General features: G+C 54.5%; 15 protein-coding genes, 1 tRNA gene and 3 pseudogenes. 14 read left to right on the top strand and 5 right to left on the bottom strand.

Features of this window, described 5'->3' with window-relative positions; translation table 11 throughout:
* Positions 1-294 precede the first annotated feature (294 nt).
* From K5K89_RS20135 to K5K89_RS20090, 10 genes and pseudogenes are all read left to right on the top strand, one after another.
* Positions 295-819 carry a hypothetical protein gene (locus K5K89_RS20135; RefSeq protein ID WP_093128590.1) on the top strand — a complete coding sequence of 175 codons (525 nt, stop codon included), beginning with the start codon at positions 295-297 and terminating at the stop codon, positions 817-819.
* Positions 820-940: 121 nt separating this feature from the next.
* A complete protein-coding gene (locus K5K89_RS20130) occupies positions 941-1,522 on the top strand; it encodes a tetratricopeptide repeat protein (RefSeq protein ID WP_222540137.1) in 582 nt (193 codons plus the stop codon).
* Positions 1,523-1,705: 183 nt separating this feature from the next.
* A pseudogene (locus K5K89_RS20125) lies at positions 1,706-3,565 on the top strand (DUF637 domain-containing protein); the annotation flags it as partial.
* A gap of 2 nt (positions 3,566-3,567) precedes the next feature.
* Complete coding sequence (locus K5K89_RS20120) at positions 3,568-4,122, top strand: hypothetical protein (RefSeq protein WP_083351490.1); 555 nt, start codon at positions 3,568-3,570, stop codon at positions 4,120-4,122.
* A gap of 92 nt (positions 4,123-4,214) precedes the next feature.
* A pseudogene (locus K5K89_RS20115) lies at positions 4,215-4,635 on the top strand (transposase); the annotation flags it as partial.
* 158 nt (positions 4,636-4,793) lie between these two features.
* Entirely contained in the window at positions 4,794-5,507 is a 714-nt protein-coding gene (locus K5K89_RS20110) for a hypothetical protein (RefSeq protein ID WP_222540136.1), read from the top strand.
* Positions 5,508-5,659: 152 nt separating this feature from the next.
* On the top strand, positions 5,660-6,001 hold the full coding sequence (imm2, locus tag K5K89_RS20105) for an Imm2 family immunity protein (protein ID WP_222540135.1): 342 nt from the start codon (positions 5,660-5,662) through the stop codon (positions 5,999-6,001).
* A gap of 159 nt (positions 6,002-6,160) precedes the next feature.
* Entirely contained in the window at positions 6,161-6,418 is a 258-nt protein-coding gene (locus K5K89_RS20100) for a hypothetical protein (protein WP_222540134.1), read from the top strand.
* Between the two features lie 124 nt (positions 6,419-6,542).
* Positions 6,543-6,950, top strand: coding sequence for a HEAT repeat domain-containing protein (locus K5K89_RS20095; RefSeq protein WP_222540133.1), 408 nt, complete (start codon positions 6,543-6,545; stop codon positions 6,948-6,950).
* A gap of 990 nt (positions 6,951-7,940) precedes the next feature.
* A tRNA-Asn gene (locus tag K5K89_RS20090) sits at positions 7,941-8,013 on the top strand.
* A gap of 57 nt (positions 8,014-8,070) precedes the next feature.
* Here K5K89_RS20090 and K5K89_RS20085 read toward each other — a convergent pair.
* The 4 genes and pseudogenes from K5K89_RS20085 to K5K89_RS20070 form a co-directional block, all read right to left on the bottom strand.
* Complete coding sequence (locus K5K89_RS20085; RefSeq protein ID WP_222540132.1) at positions 8,071-8,370, bottom strand: antibiotic biosynthesis monooxygenase family protein; 300 nt, start codon at positions 8,368-8,370, stop codon at positions 8,071-8,073.
* Positions 8,367-8,620 (bottom strand): annotated as a pseudogene (locus K5K89_RS20080) (zinc-binding dehydrogenase); the annotation flags it as partial. The pseudogene K5K89_RS20080 and the gene K5K89_RS20085, both read right to left, overlap by 4 nt.
* Before the next feature lie 23 nt (positions 8,621-8,643).
* Entirely contained in the window at positions 8,644-10,470 is a 1,827-nt protein-coding gene (locus K5K89_RS20075) for a CocE/NonD family hydrolase (RefSeq protein WP_222541734.1), read from the bottom strand.
* Between the two features lie 47 nt (positions 10,471-10,517).
* Positions 10,518-11,939 (bottom strand): YfcC family protein, encoded by a 1,422-nt coding sequence (locus K5K89_RS20070; RefSeq protein WP_078049506.1) that lies wholly within the window; start codon positions 11,937-11,939, stop codon positions 10,518-10,520.
* Positions 11,940-12,242: 303 nt separating this feature from the next.
* Here K5K89_RS20070 and K5K89_RS20065 point away from each other — a divergent pair, with 303 nt between their 5' ends.
* Positions 12,243-13,469 (top strand): OprD family outer membrane porin, encoded by a 1,227-nt coding sequence (locus K5K89_RS20065; RefSeq protein ID WP_409996279.1) that lies wholly within the window; start codon positions 12,243-12,245, stop codon positions 13,467-13,469.
* Positions 13,470-13,541: 72 nt separating this feature from the next.
* A complete protein-coding gene (locus K5K89_RS20060; protein ID WP_092250611.1) occupies positions 13,542-14,447 on the top strand; it encodes a LysR family transcriptional regulator in 906 nt (301 codons plus the stop codon).
* Between the two features lie 2 nt (positions 14,448-14,449).
* Here the strand turns inward: K5K89_RS20060 and K5K89_RS20055 are convergent, their stop codons facing one another.
* Positions 14,450-15,352 carry a LysR substrate-binding domain-containing protein gene (locus K5K89_RS20055; RefSeq protein ID WP_222540130.1) on the bottom strand — a complete coding sequence of 301 codons (903 nt, stop codon included), beginning with the start codon at positions 15,350-15,352 and terminating at the stop codon, positions 14,450-14,452.
* A 173-nt stretch (positions 15,353-15,525) separates the two neighbouring features.
* Between K5K89_RS20055 and K5K89_RS20050 the strand changes: the two genes are divergently transcribed.
* Positions 15,526-16,788, top strand: a complete 1,263-nt coding sequence (locus tag K5K89_RS20050; protein ID WP_222540129.1) for a dicarboxylate/amino acid:cation symporter — start codon at positions 15,526-15,528, stop codon at positions 16,786-16,788.
* The gene (locus K5K89_RS20045; protein WP_222540128.1) at positions 16,785-18,236 is read left to right on the top strand and encodes an amino acid racemase; all 1,452 of its coding nucleotides are present in this window, start codon (positions 16,785-16,787) and stop codon (positions 18,234-18,236) included. Before K5K89_RS20050 ends, K5K89_RS20045 begins: the two co-directional genes overlap by 4 nt.
* Positions 18,237-18,340 lie beyond the last annotated feature (104 nt).

Raw genomic sequence — 18,340 nt, 5'->3', positions numbered from 1 at the left:
AAAGCAGACGGACCCTGAGGGATTCCCACACATTCACCCTAAACCCCGGAGAGCGATCTTGAATCTGCTCTGCTGGCGAAGTCTTAGGCTTGGCGAGGTCGGTGCGCGGAGTCTCTCGGTGACTCGAATGATGAGCGGGCGTTGTGCTAACGCTTTTAAAAGCTAGAGAGGAGTCGATTGTCATTCACAGGTTTCAAGCCTAGAACGATAACCAGCTATCAGCAGTATTATGATAAGCAGGGAAGTCGGTTAAAATATGAAGCTGGGGAATGGAAAAACTAGGAGTGATGGTGAATGACTTTATTATTTCCTGATCTTATGGCTGAGTTGAGTCCTGGCTTGAGTGCGGCTGGTTTTTATTTGGGCGAAGACTTTTCCTGTGTTCAGGAAAAAATTGGCGCTGTGGAGTGGTACGACTCAAACTCCGCTCTTAATAAAATTTTGCTCGAAAGTTCAGGTTGGATTGGCGTTCGAACGCCGGTGGGCTCCGCCATCGATGTAGGTGCAGTCGTGGAGTCTTTCAGCTATCGGAATGACTGGGTTTCATTGGATTTCGGAGAGGGCAATAAGCTATATAGGATTGTGGTTGGTAGAGGCTATCAAGGAAAGTTTAAAGTGGTTATGCCTGGCAGTGACCTACTGCTGCTTGAGGATTTTTACGAGTTGGATTTTAATGATGTGGATGATGAGTTTCTGATTATTGAAAATGGTGAATATATAGAGGGGGTCAGCTTTATTACCGACTATAGAGCACCGTTGGAGTATGAGTCTAATCAGAAGATCGAATTGATATCGGTGCATGACTGGTCGTTTCAATAGAAGTAAATTTTGAACCAAGTATGCTGGGCGATAAAATAAAGAGTTTAAAGGGGGGGCAGCCCGCGCGCAGTAAATGGCGGCTGACCCTGAGCAGTCCCGTTAGAGTAGTTGGAGAGTAGCTGTGAACGAGTCTGATTTTAATGATGTTAAGAGACAACTGATTCGGTACCTCTCAACCGGGCTTGTCGAAAATGCAATTGAATATTTCAAGGCCTGCTCGCATTCACTGTCTGATTATGCATGTGCTGAATGTTTAGGTGATATATGTTTCTATCAGCGTGACTTTGCCCAGGCTATTAAGCATTATGAAGTCGCTACCCAGTTGGCCGCTGATCAAGTCATAGCTCGATATCTTTTCCTTGCAGGCGTATCGAATGAGCGTGCGTCAAATGTTGTCTACGCATTCAAGTATTATCAGGCCGCCATTGAAGCCGAACCTTCATTTGTCGATACGTATCTTGAACTAGGTGCGATGTTGGTTAAGGTGGGAGATCTTGAAGGCGCCTTGCAGTGTTATGAGGATGCTATGGAAATAAAGCCTACAGACTTGGCTATTCATGAAAGTCTGGTGTCGATTTTGAGGGAACTTCACAAGCGCACTCCGGAGAAATATGCTGATAAGTATTTAGCGGTCAACGCGGAAATTGAAAAAATTAAGCATTCCGGAAAGTCGACACCCTCGAACCGTCAAGCTGCGTGGTGAGTAAAATTGATAAAGGGGATCCTTAAGGGGCGGATTTATTGAATTTGAGGTGGGTGACGAAACGAATTGAGTGATGATGCTGTATCTAATAGGGCCGGCAATCGCCTCGCGCTGAATGGCGGGCTGATGGGGTAAACTGTGTCTGACCCTGAGGGATCCACTGTTCGTTTTGTTGATGAGGTTCTGCTGTCGGCAGAAGACAGCGATTATTCGCTGTATGACATGAAGAAGAAGGGGAGTTGGGGCACCAAGAAAACCCAGCGTGACGAGGTGACTAAAGTCACCAACATCGGTAGTGAAATTAAAACCGGTGGCGATCTTACGATTCAGAGCCAGGGTGATCAGAAGTACCAGGCTGCCAAGTTGCAAAGTGGCAATGACCTGACCATTGCCAGTGGCGGTAGTGTGACGTTTGAAGGTGTTAAGGACCTTCATCAGGAAAGCCACGAGAAGTCCAATAACAATGCTTTTTGGGTGTCATCCAAAGGCAAAGGCAATACCGACGAAACCGTGCGTCAAACGCAAATGGCTGCCGCAGGCGCTATTGTGATCAAAGCGGTGGATGGTTTGAAAATTGATGTAACGCAGGTCAATCAGCAAACGGTTAGTCAGTCCATTGATGCAATGGTCAAAGCTGACCCGCAATTGGCATGGATAAAGGATGCAGAAAGGCGTGGCGATGTAGATTGGCATCAAGTTAAGGAAATTCACGAGAGTTTCAAATACAGCAACTCCGGACTTGGTCCTGCGTCGCAGATCATTATCGCGATCGTGATGGCTACTGTCGTAGGGCCTATGGCTGCGACTGCGGCGGGTGGTGGTGGTGTCACGGCGGCGGCGGTGGGGGCTGTTGCTTCAGGTGCCGCGACTAATGCAACCGTCAGCGTTATCAATAATCGGGGCAATCTGGGGGCAGTGTTCAAGGACGTCACCTCATCGGATGCGATTAAGGGCTACGTGATATCGGGCGTGACGGCAGGCCTGACGAAAGGGCTTTTCGATGGTTGGACAGGCACGCAGACCAATCCAAACACAGGGGCCGTTATCACTTCGCCAGCCCTCAACACCTGGACCGGCGTTGGCCAGTTTGCGGCGAACCAAGCCTTGCAGAACGGTACGTCGACTTTGCTGAGCAAAGCGCTCGGACAAGGTGGTGACTTTGGTGATGCACTCAAAGGCGCATTGTTCAATACATTGGCTGCAGCAAGTTTTAATGCCATTGGCGACTACACCCATGGGGTACTGACGGAAGGCTACCCTCCTAAAATTGTGGTTCATGCAATGGTGGGTGGCTTGCTCTCTAAGGCCACAGGCGGGGACTTCAGAACGGGGGCTTTGGCAGCCGGGATCAACGAAGCTCTAGTCGTTCATCTGGACTCTTTGGTTAAAGGCGATAAGACCTTGTTGTCCATGAGCTCACAGATTGTGGGAGTGCTGGCAGCGGCTTCGCAGAAGGATGCTGATGCTAAGTCGATCGAGAAGGGTGGCTGGGTTGCGAAGAATGCTACGCAATACAATTTCGGGGAGCATCTTCCGGCAGGATTGGCGCAGTACGGGCAGGCGTCAACTACCCTCGCCGAATACATGCAGAAACAGGGGTATTCTGCTGAAGAAGCTGCGCAAGCGCAGTTGGCCCTTGCACAAGGTCAAGGTTTTGATGGGCCACAGCCTGCGAATGAGTTTGTGAAGGCGTGGGCCATGTTCATGGCCGGAGAGCTGACAGGTGTAGGCATTGCGGCAGTTTTAGGTAAGATGGGATTGTGGGGTGCAAAAGCAACGGCGATTGAGTTTTTGCCGAAGGCTACCCGAAATAGTGCAGGACAGATTGAGGCCAATGTTAGCCAAGGCAGCGCCATAAAGACCCTTGAGTCTAATGGTTATATAAAATCTATTTCCCAGGATGGCTCAGTTACTGTGTTAACTAACGGTGAGAAAACATATCGTTTCTATCCAGCTTCGACGTCCACTGGGCAACCCTCCGCCTCGTTGACTGTAGAAGGGCTGAAAAAACCCACCGCGAAAATCAGATTCACAGAGGAGTAGTGATGGCTATTTCTAGAGTTGAAGATTTAGAATTGACTTTTTTCCTTGATAGGTTGACAGGTATTATTGACTTTAATAAAGATCTGCCGATGAAAGTGTTTACTAGTGGAGGGCTTTCGTTTTGGTTCTTTGAGAGACCATTGTTGTGTTATGTTGATGTGTGTGTCGGGTTGATCTTGAAGAGTGTTTCCAGTTTTAAGTCAGATGTATTTATAAAGTTTTCAGGAGGTGAAGCATTGGAAAAAACTTGTTTTTCTGTCGATGGAAGTGATTTGGAGAGAGACGTTTTTTGGTTGAATAAACGGTTTGAAAGTTTTTTTGATGGCGCGGTTGGTTATCCAATTATTCTATGCGATAGCGCATGCGATTGGATCGTCTTTGAAAGTGCATATGAGGAATTTGGTGTAATTGCTGTAAGGGATTCAGCGCTAAATGAAGAATTTAATGAGTATTTGGATTTAAATTTTATTTCGAAGGATACGTTAGCTGAGTTGGCAGCGGGTTCCTCAGTAGAAGGTAAAACAGCAAAAGCTCTGATGTCTTCGTATTGTAGCTAGTTTCCTTTAATCGCTGAATGGGAGCGAAAAGGGGACGGATTTATTTTTTATCCATTTGCTAGGCTGTAATTTTTTAAGAAAGGAGGTTACCTATGCCCAGAATGGGACGCATCGTTTCGGCAGACTATCCGCATCACGTTGTACAGCGTGGTGTTTGCTGCTGAAGAAAATTGCCAGCGTTATGTGAGCGACCTCCGAGAGCTCAAGAACGCATTTGGAATAAAACTATATGTCTATTGTTTGACGATAAATCATGTCCATTTGTTAGTGGCACTAGGCAAATCAGTGGCGGGACTAGGGCAGTTAATCAAGGTGCTTGCCGCTCGGGCTACTCGATATCGAAAAAAGTTAGAGGGTCGTACAGGTACGTTATGGGAGAGTCGATATAAATCAAGTTTGGTACAAACAGCGAATTATTTGCTTGCGTGCTGTCGGTATATTGAACTGAATCCAGTACGTGCCTGCATGGTAGCTGATGCAGTAGATTATCCATGGTCAAGTTATAACGCCCGTGTGGGGCATGCGGTTAATGGGGTCTGACCCTGGGGAGTCAAGAATCCCGGATATAAAGTTTTATATGAGTTTTCGAATCAAAAAGTTGAGGTATAGGCTAAAGCGTTCATTCGGTCCAATGGTTATGATAACATTGTTAGTACTAGGACAAGAATTCCATGAGTGCAGCAGATATAGAGTTATGGTTTTATGCGCGCCCTGATAAAGCTCAATCTATAAATCAGCGACATGCTGAAGTCATGGATAGAATGTCTCGGATTGGTGCTCCTTTAGGATTTGCAGGTCTTGAGCTTCCGGCTACCCCGAGTTGCGGCGACGGATTGGTTGCAACCTATACGATTAAACTTCCCATCAGAGGGCTCCGGTGTGTGGGGGACTATGCGTATCGTGGTGATCGATACATATATGAAGATAGAGCCTCCTTTGACGAGCACTTGCGGTTTGGATTTAAAATATCAAATAAGGCTATTGATTATACGCTTGTTGTGAATGAGTATTTGCCAAAAGTGATTGAGGCGTTCAAGGGGTATAGGGCTCATGTATCCTATGACCTGTATGGTCTGTATTATCAAGGAGGGCTGAGCGATGATAACGCGGTTTATAATCGGTTGCGTGAGGACAAAACTTTAGATGTTGATGGGCGCAATAATATCTATACGCTATATCCTGCCCAGTTCTGGGATGCAGAACTTTGTCAGAGTGCTCTAGGCTATAGTCCTGATGAAGTAATTGCACGATTGGTAGGAAAGTGTCGTAAGGCGGTACGGCTGATGGGGGGGGTCTATTTAATTCTCAACGATGACCCGAGCATGTCCTATGAGACTTTTGTACAAATGAATGAGCAGATCAAGCCGATATTGGGTCTGGTGTAGTGGGCATATCTTGAAGGAGAGGGAAGAGGGAAGGGGGACGGATTTAAATTTTCTTAATATATGAATTTGACCCTTTTTCTCGCTGTGAATGTTGTCGAGGATCAGGGCGTCATGTTGCGTTTGCCTAGGAATACTCCGCGATGGAAGAAAGAGTGACTTACGCTGAAATTAGGGCTTGGTTTTTGGGCAGTTATTACAGCTACTGCAGAGTAAAGCTTAGGCATCGAAGCGCTTGGGTCGAAGGTGAAAGCGAGGTAGGCTTTGCCTATAGCGAACTCGAAAACTCCTTCGATCTGCCAGTTGAGAAATTGATGCTTGAAATTTTAGCCCTTGTTCTTTCAGCGGGTCGATCTTCCGAGAGTGTCAAGAAATATCATATGGATGCTGCCTTAAAGCTGATCGAGCAGATTGGCCTTTCCTCTGTGTTGAAAGAGTTGCCGCCGGAAGAAGCCGCAGATTTTATAGATGATCTTCGAGTATTAGGGGTTTGTTAAGCTCTGTATAAAGGTGGTTTTTAGATCGTAGGAAACCGCAGGCTCGGCAAATGTGTATCGTATCAGTCATAATGGGATTGAGTAAAATATCGCTGTAGGAGTCAGCACTAATGGCCTTGTAGTGCGCGCGAATTAGGTAAGTACATGTAGGATTTTAGAATGATCAACTTAAGACTGGCGAATGAATATATGGCAGGGCCGATATTTTGCCCTGATTCAGATCAAATGGGGCACGTTGACATCGGAGACTTACCTGTTTCGCGAAGTCTGAGCGATAAAATCAAGCTGTGGGATGATGAGTATCAAAGCACTTTCAATGACGAATATCCTCCTGACTCTGGATTTTGCTCTCCGCAGGAGAAGGTACGCCATGTAAATGATGGGCGTGGATTGGCCCAAGAGAGATATGCAGGCTGAGTTAGGGAGTAGCTATAACGTTGAGTATTGTCCTTGAGATTTTTTATGGAGGCTTTTAGGTCGGAATTTAAATAGGTCCGTCCCCGTTGCTTCTCGGGTCTGACGAAGTTCTGATGGGGGATGTATGTTTAAAGAATATGATTTTCTGCTGAAGTCGATAAGGTCAGAAGATTACTGGTCGGATGTAGGAGTTGATGCTGCGGTCTCCAAGATCTCTCAGTTTGATAATTCAAGCTGGAACGAACTTGAATCTATTCTTCTGGCGAAGTCTGAAGTCTGGCGAGGCCGGTGCGCGGAGTCTCTCGGTGACTCGAATGATGAGCGGGCGTTGCGCGTTTTGCTAGCGCTTCTAAAAGCTGAAGAGGAGTCGGTTGTCATTCATGCAATTGAATCAATTGAATCAGTTTTTTTGGCTGGCTACATTCATGACAGGGCGCAGGTCACACGCGCTCTAGATGAGAGGTTTGAGGCAGAGAGCAGAACGTTGAAGCTAATGGCGGCTACGTTGGTCAGGAAGTTAAGTGAGGCATGACGATTGCTCGGTCGCTGACAGAGTGCGCCTCCTTTTCCTACTGGTCATTGCTTTGCCACGCTTTGACAAGCTAATCCAACAGAGAAAAGGGGACGGATTTATTTAATTTCCAAAAAATAAATCTGGATCTCTCAGGGTCTGACCCCTATTTACTTTCAGATAGAATCAAAGTAGAAGTTGATGTCGCATTCAAAAATAAATCAGTGGTGGGTAATATTTCGACTGGAACCACCCCTGGCGGAGTAAAAGTTAGAGGGTATTTAAATCCTAAAACCACCGTATATCCATTGATGTAAGGAATAAGATGAATATTCGTTTTTTTTTTGGAAGAATCAACTGGGGTAGCGATACCTTGGTGTAGCACGGATGCGTTGGGGCCTGATGATGTAGATATTCTTGCTTGCCTACTGATCGACGATGGGGGGGACCTTTTGTCGAAACTATTCCTTGGCTAGATGAGGGCCTGAATAGATTGAGAGCAGTGAGGCGAGAGGATGAGGTCTCCACTGAATGGGCCCGCGATGCCTGGGCAACCCATATTTCGAAAAGTGGAGTTAAAATTTACTCACTTTATGATGAGGACTTCTCAATAACTATAAGTTTGGATGACTTCGAACGGGCTTTACGCGGTTGAAAGGACTTTCTCCTGTCATTGTAGGTAGGTAAGGCTGCTGGATAGGGCGTCAGCAAACGAGGTCAGCTCACGATTCCATTCTTTGGTGGTTAAGTAATTTTAAATATAGTCTGTCCTTAAGTACTGTAGCTACGAATTGCCACAACTTCGAAGTAACGCCATCTGGAGGTCGAACCGCTCAGACACGCATTGTAGGTGATCCGGTAGCTGACTGCCGCCGCCTCCTTTTCCTACAGGTCATTGAAATGTCCTGCTTTGACAAGCCACCCCAACCCGACTAACTTTCCTGGCGTGACGCATTCATGCGACCCACGCTATGCAGCTAACCTATTTTCTGCGCCACATTTCGTCGTGGCCCCAGTGCGCCTAACAGCTAGCAAGTGACTGTTAATCATTGGGTCCCTGGTTCGAGTCCTGGTCGTGGAGCCAGATAGCGACATAAAAAGAAGCCAGCAGCGATGCAGGCTTTTTTTGTCTTGGATTTTTCTAGTCGCTCAAAACCGCCCCCTCAATGTGATAAACCTGCGGCTCCTCCGAAAAGTATTTTTCCAGTCCCAACCTAAACACCCGATGATCTTCACTCGCTTCAAACCCCGGCGTGTGATCCTCCAGCGATGCCCAGCGCATAATCAGGTTGAATCGCTCAGGCGTCTCGATCCCTTGCGCGAGCATGTGGCCCAGGTAGCCTTTGGCACGGCTCAGCAACGGCGCCACCTCGGCAAAGGCCCGCCTGAACGCGTCGATGTGTTCTTTATGAACCGGCAGCACGGCGATCTCGTAAATCATGGCGTTGCTTCCTGAGTGGGCACGACGGCGATCGCGATTTTCCTTGGATACCGTTGTGAGCACTCTCCAATCGGGCATGGGCAAGTCCAATGTCGGCCAGCGCATAGACCGCCCCTACATGCGCCCGCAGTTGGCCCTGCGCAACCAACGTACTCAACTCATCCAGCTTGCCGCGATTCTGCCGCGTGAACACAAAGTGGTAGCTCGCGTTCTTGCCCCAGGCCTGGACCAGGTTCTGCGGCTGCGCTATGTATCAGAGTTTTGATCCGCCTCCTATAGCGCGCTGTTCACGACCGTGAGTATCAAACGGCTCGGATGCCCGGCGCCGATATGCACGGTATTGCGCGCCACCTGCGGATGCTCGCCCATGCCTTCGGCCTCGCCACTGTTGGGGTTTACATCGAAGCGCGGAAAGTTGCTGCTGGCGATATCCAGGCGCAGGCGGTGGCCACGCTTGAACAGGTTGCAGGTGGCGAAGGGTTCGATCACCACCTTGAAGGGCTCTCCCGGCGTGAGCGGAGCAGGGTGTTCCCACGAGTCGCGGTAGCGACACCGGATAATCCCGTCGGTGATATTCATGGCGTACCCCTGCGGGTAATCGTCGCTCGGCGGATAGACGTCCACCAGCTTGGCGGTGAAATCGGTATCCGGCGCGCTGCTGTGCACCCACAGTTCGACTTTCACCGGGCCGGCGACCACCCAGTCGTGCTCAAGCGGTTGGGTTTCGAAGCTCACTACGTCATCTCGGTCGCACAGTGCCGAGTGGTCACCCCGGGTGCCGAAAAAGTCCGGGCTTTCGATCTGGTTGAAAGCGCCACCCACGAACACCGGAGCGCCCGATGTCAGCGAGCCGCCAATGGTCGGTACCGGGTGGGCGGGATCGCTGAAGTAGCTCAATGAACTGGGCGGCCCCACAGGAGCGAGCGGCGAAAGGGCTTTTTGTGGTGTCAGGTAGAGGTTCAGCTGTTGGCTGCCCGCGAGCGGCCAACACGGCGACTTGAGCCAACGCCCGCCATGCTCCAGCCGACCCTGCGCATTTTTTCGGCCGCTGCCGCCGCCCATCAGGAACACATCGACCTGATGAGTGGCGCTCCGTTCGGCGTCGGTCGGTTTGAGCCAGCGTTGCATCCATTCCACTCGGCAACTCAACCAGTCTTCGCCCAGGTTGCCGTCGAAAGGCGCGGCGTTGCCAAATTCGGCGTTGCCGCTGTAGCTGATGTTGCGGTCACCGTGTAGCCACGGGCCCATGATCAGGCGTTGAGGTGACTGCTTGCGTGCGGTGAACGCCGTGAAGTTGTCCAGCGTGCAACTGACATAGGCGTCGTACCAACTGGACATGAACAACACGGGGATGTCCGGGATCTGCTCGTAGAAACCTTCGGCATAGATACCCAGTTGCTTCCAGTACTGATCGAAGTCCCCGTGGGACCACTGCTCGAACAGGTAGTTTTCGTACTCCGGTACATGGCGCAATGGCGAATGCCCTGGGCGCCACGGCATGCGTGCAAACCAATCGAGAATATCTTCCTGGGCCAACGCCTCTCGCAACTGCGGGTCGGCCTGCACGGCGGCGCTTTGCTGGGCTTGCTTGTAGGCCCAGGTCGCTTGCTTGAGTTCGAACGCGCCGCCCTGGCGAATGCCGCACTGGTAGGCGTTCGCGAACCCCCCCGAGTCCAGCACCATGGTCTTGAGACCTGGCGCATTGCAGCAGGCCATCGCCATCTGCGTGTGCGCTGCATAGGACAGGCCCATGCTGCCGATGTGGCCATTGCACCAGGGCTGTTCGACGATCCAGCGCAAGGTGTCGTAGCCGTCTTCGCCTTCATTGATGTATTTGGTGAACACGCCTTCGGAACGGTAACGCCCGCGACAATCCTGGAAGATCGCCACAAAGCCCTGCTCGGTAAAAGCTGCGGCCATTTGCTCGCGGGTAAGGTGCAGCCCGTCCAGGCGTTTTTCCGAGCGTGAGGGGCCGGATTTGTCGTAGGGCGTACGCTCGATGACAACCGGCCAGGGCCCGCTGCCCAGCGGTAGATAAATGTCGGTGGCCAGGCGCACGCCATCGCGCAGGGTGATCATCTGGTTGCGTACGATGTGCATGTTTTCGAATGCAGGGAGGGTCATGACAAAGCCTTGGTCAGTCGAATTCAATAGCCGGTGAGGGCGGCGCAGGCGAGCAGGAGCAACGCCACCGCGGTGCAGATCAGGAACAGCGGCAGCACAAACCGAGCCCACTGCACCCAGCCCACATTGGCCGCAGCAAGCAGTACCAGCAGGCCGCTGGAAGTGGGCGTGATCATGTTGGTCAAGCCGTTGCCCAGCAGGAAGGCATACACCGTGGTCTGCGGGCTCACGCCGGCCAGTTGGCCCAGCGGACCGAAGATCGGCATCGTCACGGCGGCCTGCCCGCTGGTGGATGGAATCACCACATCCAGGCTCATCTGCGCGAAGAACATGCCGAACGCCGCAGGCAGTTGGCCGTGCTGGCCAATGATCTGCGACAGGCCGTGCACGATGGTGTCCAGCACCTGGCCGCTGGCGAGGATCGACTCCACGGCCGTGGCCAGTGCGATCAGCACGCCGGCCATGAGCATCTTGTTCATGCCTTCGACAAAGGTGCTTGCCGTGGTGCTCGGGCTCATGCCTGCGATGGCGGCGAAGACGATGGTCAGCGCCAGGTAATACGAGGACAGCTCGGGGTACTTCCAGTGCCAGGTGTTGGAGGCGTACACCAGGAAGCCGACCCCAACCCCCAGTGTGATCAGGCTGAGAGTGTGCCGCACGGAGAGTTTTTTGCCCGAGTGGGAAAATGTGGCCGAGGTATCGAAGCCGCTCCGGCGGATGTAGAACAGGATGTAGCCCACGGCCAGCGTGACAAAAATGAAGTACGCGACGATGCGCATGCTCAGCCCGCTGAACACTGGCAGGCCGACCAAGGGTTGCGCGACAGACAGCGCGATGGGGTTGGAAATCGAGCCCATGTACCCCGTCTTTACCGCCAGCGCGACGATTGCCAAGCCGACGATGTTGGGCAGGCCCAGGCGGTTTGCCATGGCCACCATCACGGGCACGAACATGATGTATTCCTTCGCCAGCCCCATGAAGGTGCTGCCTGCCGACAATGCGAGCATCAGGGTTGGCACCAGAATGTAGACGTTGCCTTTGGTGGCACCGAGCAGCCGGTCCAGGCCGGCATCGATGGTGCCGGTCTTGTTCAGCACGGCAAACATGCCACCGATGAACAGCACCATGAAAATCAGCCCGGCGCGTTTCTCGATGGCCAGGGGAATGGCCAGAAAGGTCTCGGCCAGCGATACCGGTTGTGCCACGGTTTTATTCGACGAGCGCGGCGGCAGGGCGAAGAGTTGGCTGAGCGAGGTGTCTTTTTCCAGTACCTGATAGGTCCCGGGAATCACGCGGACGTCTTGGCGTTCAAACTGGCCGGAGCGCACCACATAAGTCAGCACCATGGCCAGGAACACAATGCTCAGCAAGATGATTGCCGGGTTGAGTTGGCGGGTGTTTTTGGGTGGCGCGGTGTCGGTGACTGTTGGCGCAGTGGATGACATAGCGGTGCTCTCATCTTTTTTTATGGGGATAGCCAACGGCTACATCGGCACAGTAGGGCAATCATAAATACCTCACAACGTTATGAAGAACGCGTATTGGGCTATGCGTTTCAAGGTGTTGTCGGGTTATCTGTCATAGCCTGATGCGCTTTTGTCATAAGCTTGTCGCCCCTGTTTTAATTCGATAGCGTTGTTTGCTCATTCAGGTCATTAACACCGAAGAACATCGGCCAGGAAATACTTGGTCAAGTTACTTTTCTTACTCTCTGCCACAAAAAATAAAACACAGCTGAGGGCTTAACTATGCGTGCGTTTATAACGATCGGCGGGCTTTTGTGCGCCAGCTTAATGGTGCCTGGTATATCAAGCGTGCGCGCCGAAGGTTTCCTCGGGGATTCCACCGGCCACCTTGCGTTGCGTAATTACGCCTTCAATCATGACAACCGCAGCGGCGGCAACGACCGTGTCGAATGGGCACAGGGGTTGTTGCTGACGATGCGTTCCGGATTCACGCCCGGGGCCGTCGGGTTTGGCCTTGACACCCTTGGCCTGCTGGGGCTGAGGCTTGACTCCAGCCCTGCACACGCCGGTACAGGCCTGTTGCCAGTGCATGATGATGGCCGCGCCGCCCGTGATTTTTCCAGCCTAGGCGTGACCGGCAAGCTGCGTTTCGCCGATGTCGTGGTGAAGACGGGCACGTTGTTGCCCAAGAACCCGGTGGTCAGTTACAACGATGGGCGTTTACTGCCACAGACGTTCCAAGGTACGCAGTTTGAATACACCGGTATCGAACATCTATTTGTGCAAGGTGGGCGACTGGATCAATCAAAGTTGCGTAACTCCAGCGATAACGTCGATCTGATACCGAGCGGTTACAAAGGTCCGAAGCATGGTGATTTTTACTTTGTGGGTGGTACGTATGCACTCAATAAAACCATCAGCCTGTCTTATTACTACGGTGAACTTGAAAACTTCTATCGCCAGCACTTTTTCGGGGTTGTGCATAAAGTGGCTGTCGGGCCAGGTCACTTGACGACGGACGTGCGTTATTACAACAGTCTTGAAACGGGGGCGGCCTATAACGGTGCTGCGGACGCCGACATGTTCAGCGGCTCCTTGAGTTATCGGCTCGGCGGGCATACGTTCGGAGGCGGCTATCAGCAATTGTCCGGTAACGCCGCATTGCCGTATTTGAATGGTGCGGCCACCACGTCCTTTACCAGTCCGGGCGTGAGCAAATTCATCCTGGAGGATGAGAAAACCTGGATGCTGCGCTACGACTATGACTTTTCCGCCCTGGCGATCCCGGGCTTGAGTTTCATGATCCGCTACTACAAAGGATTCGACGCCAAGTATTCTGGCAAACCGGCCGATGAGCACGAGCTGGATACCAGCCTCAAGTACGTGATCCAGGACGGCACGTTCAAAGGCCTGGGGGCAGAATTTCGCAACACGGCGTACCGCTCCAATGTGCTCACCAGTTGGGACTACAATCGCCTGTACCTGACCTACGACATCAAGCTCTGGTAGGGCTGCAAGGCTGGACGCCGCCGGTGTTGCCAGCGGAAACTGCGCCCAGTCGTGTCTGCTTGGAGCCCGAGCGTGAATCTCAAACAACTGGAAGCGTTCCAGGCCATCATGTCGACCGGTTCGACCATCGATGCCGCCACTCGCATGGGCTTGTCCCAGTCGGCCATCAGCCGTTTGCTCAGCCAGCTCGAAGAGTCACTGGGCTTTGCCTTGTTCCTGCGCAGGAAGGGCAGGCTGACGCCGACCTCCGAGGCCGAGGCGTTTTTGCCGGAGGTGTCGGGGCTGGTCGACAACATGCAACGCGTCCAGCGCATGGCCGACGACCTGCGCCTGGGTCACGCTGGCCGGGCGCTGCTGCGCGTGGCGGTGCCCACCAGCATGACCCACCAATGGTTGCCCCGTGTGGTTGCCGAATTCATGCAGGGCCGCGACGACCTTGTTATCGAACTGGTCACCGGTTCCTACGATGCGCTTGAGCGCGCGGTGCTGGACCGCAGCGTCGATTTTGCCTTTGTGCGCCTGCCCACCGAATTGCCGGGCTTCGACGTGGTGCCGGTGTTGCAGGTGCAAGGCGTATGCGTGCTTCCCCAAGCGCACGCGCTGTGCGAAAAGCGCGTTATCCAGGTGAGTGATTTGCGCGGTGTGCCGCTGGTGCTGCTGGGCCGCCAGCGCAACCTGCGCACGGAGCTTGACCAGGTGTTTCGGCAGGCGTCCATTCTTCCCAACGTGCGCATGGAAGTGCATTCGGCAGGTGCCGCCTGCGCTTTCGTCGCCGAGGGCATCGGCGTGTCCATCATCAACGAATTGCTGGCCAATGATTTCTTGGACTTGCCGATCGTGACGCGGCCTTTTCTACCGGTTTTGCCGTATTCATTCGGCCTGGTTTTTCGCAGTGATGTTCCCCGTACGGCCCTGGCGCAAGCGTTCTCCGATTTACTTGCCCAGCGTTTGCGAATGGCGATGCCGCAGGTGCATTGACGTCAGCGCAGCCTTTCGAGCGTGCGCCACAACTTCCTCATCGTCGGGTTCTGGTTTTCAATCGCGCAGTACGAGCGAATCTCCAACCGCGTACTCCACTCCTCGCCACCCGCCCGCACCAGCAGCCCACGCTCCAACTCATCCACCACCGCGCTCTGTGGCAACCACGCCACACCGTAACCTTCGATAGCCATGCGCATCAGCAGCATGGCCATGTCGGCTTCGTAGCAGCGCTCCAGCACGGCGGGTGCAGGGCCGTTCTTGATCACGATTTCCGCGACCCTGCCCAGGAACGTGGTGGCCGTGTAAGCCAGATGCGGGACGGGTTTTCCCGTGCTCCCCGGCAGGCGATACAGCGGTCGGCCGCGTTTGTCCGGCGCGCACAACGGAATAAACGCATCATGCCCCAGGGCCAGGCTGCCGAAGCGTTGCGCATCCAGCAGGATCGGCGCCAGGGGATGGTGGTAGACGATCATCAAATCGCAACTGCCTTCTTCCAGCGCAATCACCGCGTCATGAATATTCGCCGCCACCACCCGTGCATTGAACTGCTCGGTCTGGCGCTGGAACTGCGCCAGCCACTTGGGCAGGAAGGTCATCGACAGGCTGTGGCCGGCGGTCACTTGGATCGAGCGGCCCGGCATGCGTTCCACCTCGCGCAGGCTGGCGCGCAGGCGCATCAGACCGGCCAGGGCTTCGCGGCTTTCGCTGCAGAAGGCTGCGCCTGCGGCGGTCAGTTGCACCGGGTAGGTGCCACGGTCGACCAGTTCGACGCCCACCCATTCTTCCAGTGAACGAATGCGCCGCGACAACGCCGATTGCGTCACGCAGCGCACTTCGGCGGCGCGGGAGAAATTTTTCCACTCGGCGATGGCCAAGAGGTCGTCCAACCATTTGATCTGCATGCCGGTTCTCCAGGCGATGAGCCCTGAGTGTATGCCGCCGCGCGCAGCCTGGGCTGGGCTTTCTGCAAACTATTCCAAAAGCGCATGGGGTTAGCTGGATTACTCATCATGGCGGCCGGGGTGGGTCCCTAGAATCCGCTCCATACAACAAAAGCCATCTGAGGGCCGCACCTGTGAAGAAGAACAAACTCCCCCGTCGAATCGCAGTTGGCATCGTCTTGGGCGTGCTGGTGGGTTGGGCATGTCACCACTATGCAGGAAGCGAGCAGGCCGCCAAGGCGCTGGCCGGGTACTTTTCGATGGTCACCGACATCTTCCTGCGCATGATCAAGATGATCATTGCGCCGTTGGTGTTCGCCACCCTGGTGGGCGGCATCGCGAGCATGGGCAGTTCGCGCTCGGTAGGGCGCATCGGCTTGCGTGCGATGCTGTGGTTCGTCACGGCGTCGCTGGTCTCGCTGATGCTTGGCATGGCCCTGGTCAATCTGTTCCAGCCGGGGGCCGGGCTGAACATGCAGGTGGTGCAACATGCGACGGCAGCGGTGCCGGTCAACACCGGGGACTTCAGCCTCAAGACCTTCACCAGCCACGTATTCCCGCGCAGCATTGCCGAGGCGATGGCCAACAACGAGATCCTGCAGATTGTGGTGTTTTCGCTGTTCTTCGGCTTCGCCCTGGCCGGGGTCAAGCGCGCCGGCTACACGCGCATCACCGACACCGTGGACGAGCTGGCCAAGGTAATGTTCAAGATTACCGACTACGTGATGGCTTTTGCGCCGATCGGCGTGTTCGCCGCGATTGCCTCGGCGATCACCACCAACGGCCTGGGCCTGCTGGCCGATTACGCCAAGCTGATTGCCGAGTTCTACCTGGGGATCGCCCTGCTCTGGGTGTTGTTGTTCGCCGCCGGTTACCTGTTTCTCGGACGCTCGGTGTTCACCCTCGGCAAGCTGATCCGCGGGCCGATCCTGCTGGCGTTTTCCACGGCCAGCAGCGAGTCGGCCTACCCCAAAACCATGGAGGCGCTGGAGAAGTTCGGCGCGCCCAAGCGGGTCTCCAGTTTTGTGTTGCCGCTGGGCTATTCTTTTAACCTTGACGGCTCGATGATGTACCAGGCGTTCGCGATCATGTTCATCGCCCAGGCCTACAACATCGACCTGAGCTTCACCCAGCAACTGCTGATTTTGCTGACGCTGATGATCACCAGCAAAGGCATGGCCGGCGTGGCGCGGGCGTCGGTCGTGGTGGTGGCGGCGACGCTGCCGATGTTCAACCTGCCCGAGGCGGGTTTGTTGCTGATCATCGGTATCGACCAGTTCCTCGACATGGCGCGCACCGCCACCAACGTGGTGGGCAACAGCATCGCCACGGCGGTGGTGGCCAAATCCGAGAGCGCGGAAGAACCCGCTGAACTGCCGCAGGGAGTGCACGCATGAAAACCACCTCCCGGCTGGGCATCGTCGGCGGGCTCGGTTCGCTGGCGGGCGGCGATCTGTTCTACAAACTGGTCAAGTCCCGTGCCGTGCTGGAGGACCAGCGGCGCTATCACTTCCTGTTCGAGCAGCACCCGTTCAAGGATGTACTGCTGCCCCTGGACCGTAACGCGAGCATGACCGCGCGCAAGTTCTATGTGTTCCAGGTATGCAAGACCTTTGAAAATACCGGGGTGGATGCGGTGCTGCTGCCGTGTTTCGCCAGCCAGACCTTTCGCGCTGAAATCCAGCAGGAACTGGGCATTCCCGTGCTGGACATGATGCACGCGCTGGTCCGGCACATCACCCGTCGAATAGCGCCGGGCACCACCCTCGGCGTGATCGCATCGGACTTCGTGCGTCACAGCGGCTTGTTTGAACAGCACCTCGGTCAGCACTTCAACCTGGTGTACCCGGAGGACCACGCCCAGGCCGCCTTGATGGAGGCGATGTACGGCGTCAACGGCATCAAGGACGGCCACCTTGACGGTGTGCCGCTGGAGTCGGTGTACCAGGCGTGCCTGTCGCTGCAAGGGCAGGGCGCCACGGTGATTGTGCCGGGCATGACCGAGCTGTCGCTGGTCTGCGGCGACCTGCAACGGCGTGGCATCAGCGCCCTCGACATCAACCAGATCTACGCCGAGTTCGCCACCCAGGCCGATGGCTCGGCGCGTCAGCCACCGTTCAAACTGGGCATCGTCGGCGGCGTCGGCCCGGCGGCTACCGTGGACTTCATGGGCAAGGTGGTCGCCCATACCCCGGCCGGCAAAGACCAGGACCACATCAAGATGGTGGTGGAACAGAACCCGCAGATCCCCGACCGCACCGCCAACCTGCTACGCGATGAAACCGACCCGACCCTGGCCCTGTACGCCACCTGCAAACGCCTGGAAAGCGCCGGCGCCCAGGCCATCGCGATTCCGTGCAACACCGCCCATGCGTTTGTCGAACGCATCCAGGCGCACCTGCGCGTGCCCATCGTCAACATGCTCAGCGAGACGGTGGAGTGGATCGTGCAGACCTACGGCAGCGGCCAGGCCGTGGGCTTGCTGGCGACGTCCGGCACCCTGCAAAGCCAGGTCTACCACCAGGCCGCGCGAGACTGCCGCTTGCAACTCATCACACCTGGCTTTGATTACCAGGCGCTGGTGATGGAGGCGATCTACGGCGAACGGGGGATCAAGGCGGGGTTTACCGCTGGCGTGTGCCGTGAGCAGTTGCTGCTGGCGGCGGAGCATTTGTGTGAACAAGGGGCGAAGGTGTTGATTCTCGGGTGTACCGAGTTGCCGTTGGTGCTGGCGCATTGCGAGGCGTTCGAGATCGGCGCCCACCGGGTCGCCCTGGTTGACCCCACGACGGTCCTGGCGCGCCGTTGTGTCAGCCTTTCGTCGGGAGCTCATCGTGTCGGATAAAAAAATTTTGTGAGCGCCGCTTGAAAATTTCCAGCCTGAACCTACTTAGGTTTCACGCGATGCCGAATGCGGGTCGCGTATCAAATCACTTGGAGAAACCTCAG

The organism is Pseudomonas sp. DR208 (assembly GCF_019823005.1).
In the GTDB taxonomy this organism is placed as follows: domain Bacteria; phylum Pseudomonadota; class Gammaproteobacteria; order Pseudomonadales; family Pseudomonadaceae; genus Aquipseudomonas; species Aquipseudomonas extremorientalis.
Note: the sequence above shows the minus strand (reverse complement) of the source record. Positions and strands in the feature narration are given on the sequence as shown.

What these genes read in the sequence shown, in the direction of transcription:
- K5K89_RS20070 (WP_078049506.1), bottom strand. Translation starts at nt 11,939, where the DNA reads ATGTCATCCACTGCGCCAACAGTCACCGACACCGCGCCACCCAAAAAC.
- K5K89_RS20135 (WP_093128590.1), top strand. Translation starts at nt 295, where the DNA reads ATGACTTTATTATTTCCTGATCTTATGGCTGAGTTGAGTCCTGGCTTG.
- K5K89_RS20055 (WP_222540130.1), bottom strand. Translation starts at nt 15,352, where the DNA reads ATGCAGATCAAATGGTTGGACGACCTCTTGGCCATCGCCGAGTGGAAA.
- K5K89_RS20095 (WP_222540133.1), top strand. Translation starts at nt 6,543, where the DNA reads ATGTTTAAAGAATATGATTTTCTGCTGAAGTCGATAAGGTCAGAAGAT.
- K5K89_RS20075 (WP_222541734.1), bottom strand. Translation starts at nt 10,470, where the DNA reads ATGCACATCGTACGCAACCAGATGATCACCCTGCGCGATGGCGTGCGC.
- K5K89_RS20045 (WP_222540128.1), top strand. Translation starts at nt 16,785, where the DNA reads ATGAAAACCACCTCCCGGCTGGGCATCGTCGGCGGGCTCGGTTCGCTG.
- K5K89_RS20100 (WP_222540134.1), top strand. Translation starts at nt 6,161, where the DNA reads ATGATCAACTTAAGACTGGCGAATGAATATATGGCAGGGCCGATATTT.
- K5K89_RS20065 (WP_409996279.1), top strand. Translation starts at nt 12,243, where the DNA reads ATGCGTGCGTTTATAACGATCGGCGGGCTTTTGTGCGCCAGCTTAATG.
- K5K89_RS20085 (WP_222540132.1), bottom strand. Translation starts at nt 8,370, where the DNA reads ATGATTTACGAGATCGCCGTGCTGCCGGTTCATAAAGAACACATCGAC.
- K5K89_RS20110 (WP_222540136.1), top strand. Translation starts at nt 4,794, where the DNA reads ATGAGTGCAGCAGATATAGAGTTATGGTTTTATGCGCGCCCTGATAAA.
- K5K89_RS20120 (WP_083351490.1), top strand. Translation starts at nt 3,568, where the DNA reads ATGGCTATTTCTAGAGTTGAAGATTTAGAATTGACTTTTTTCCTTGAT.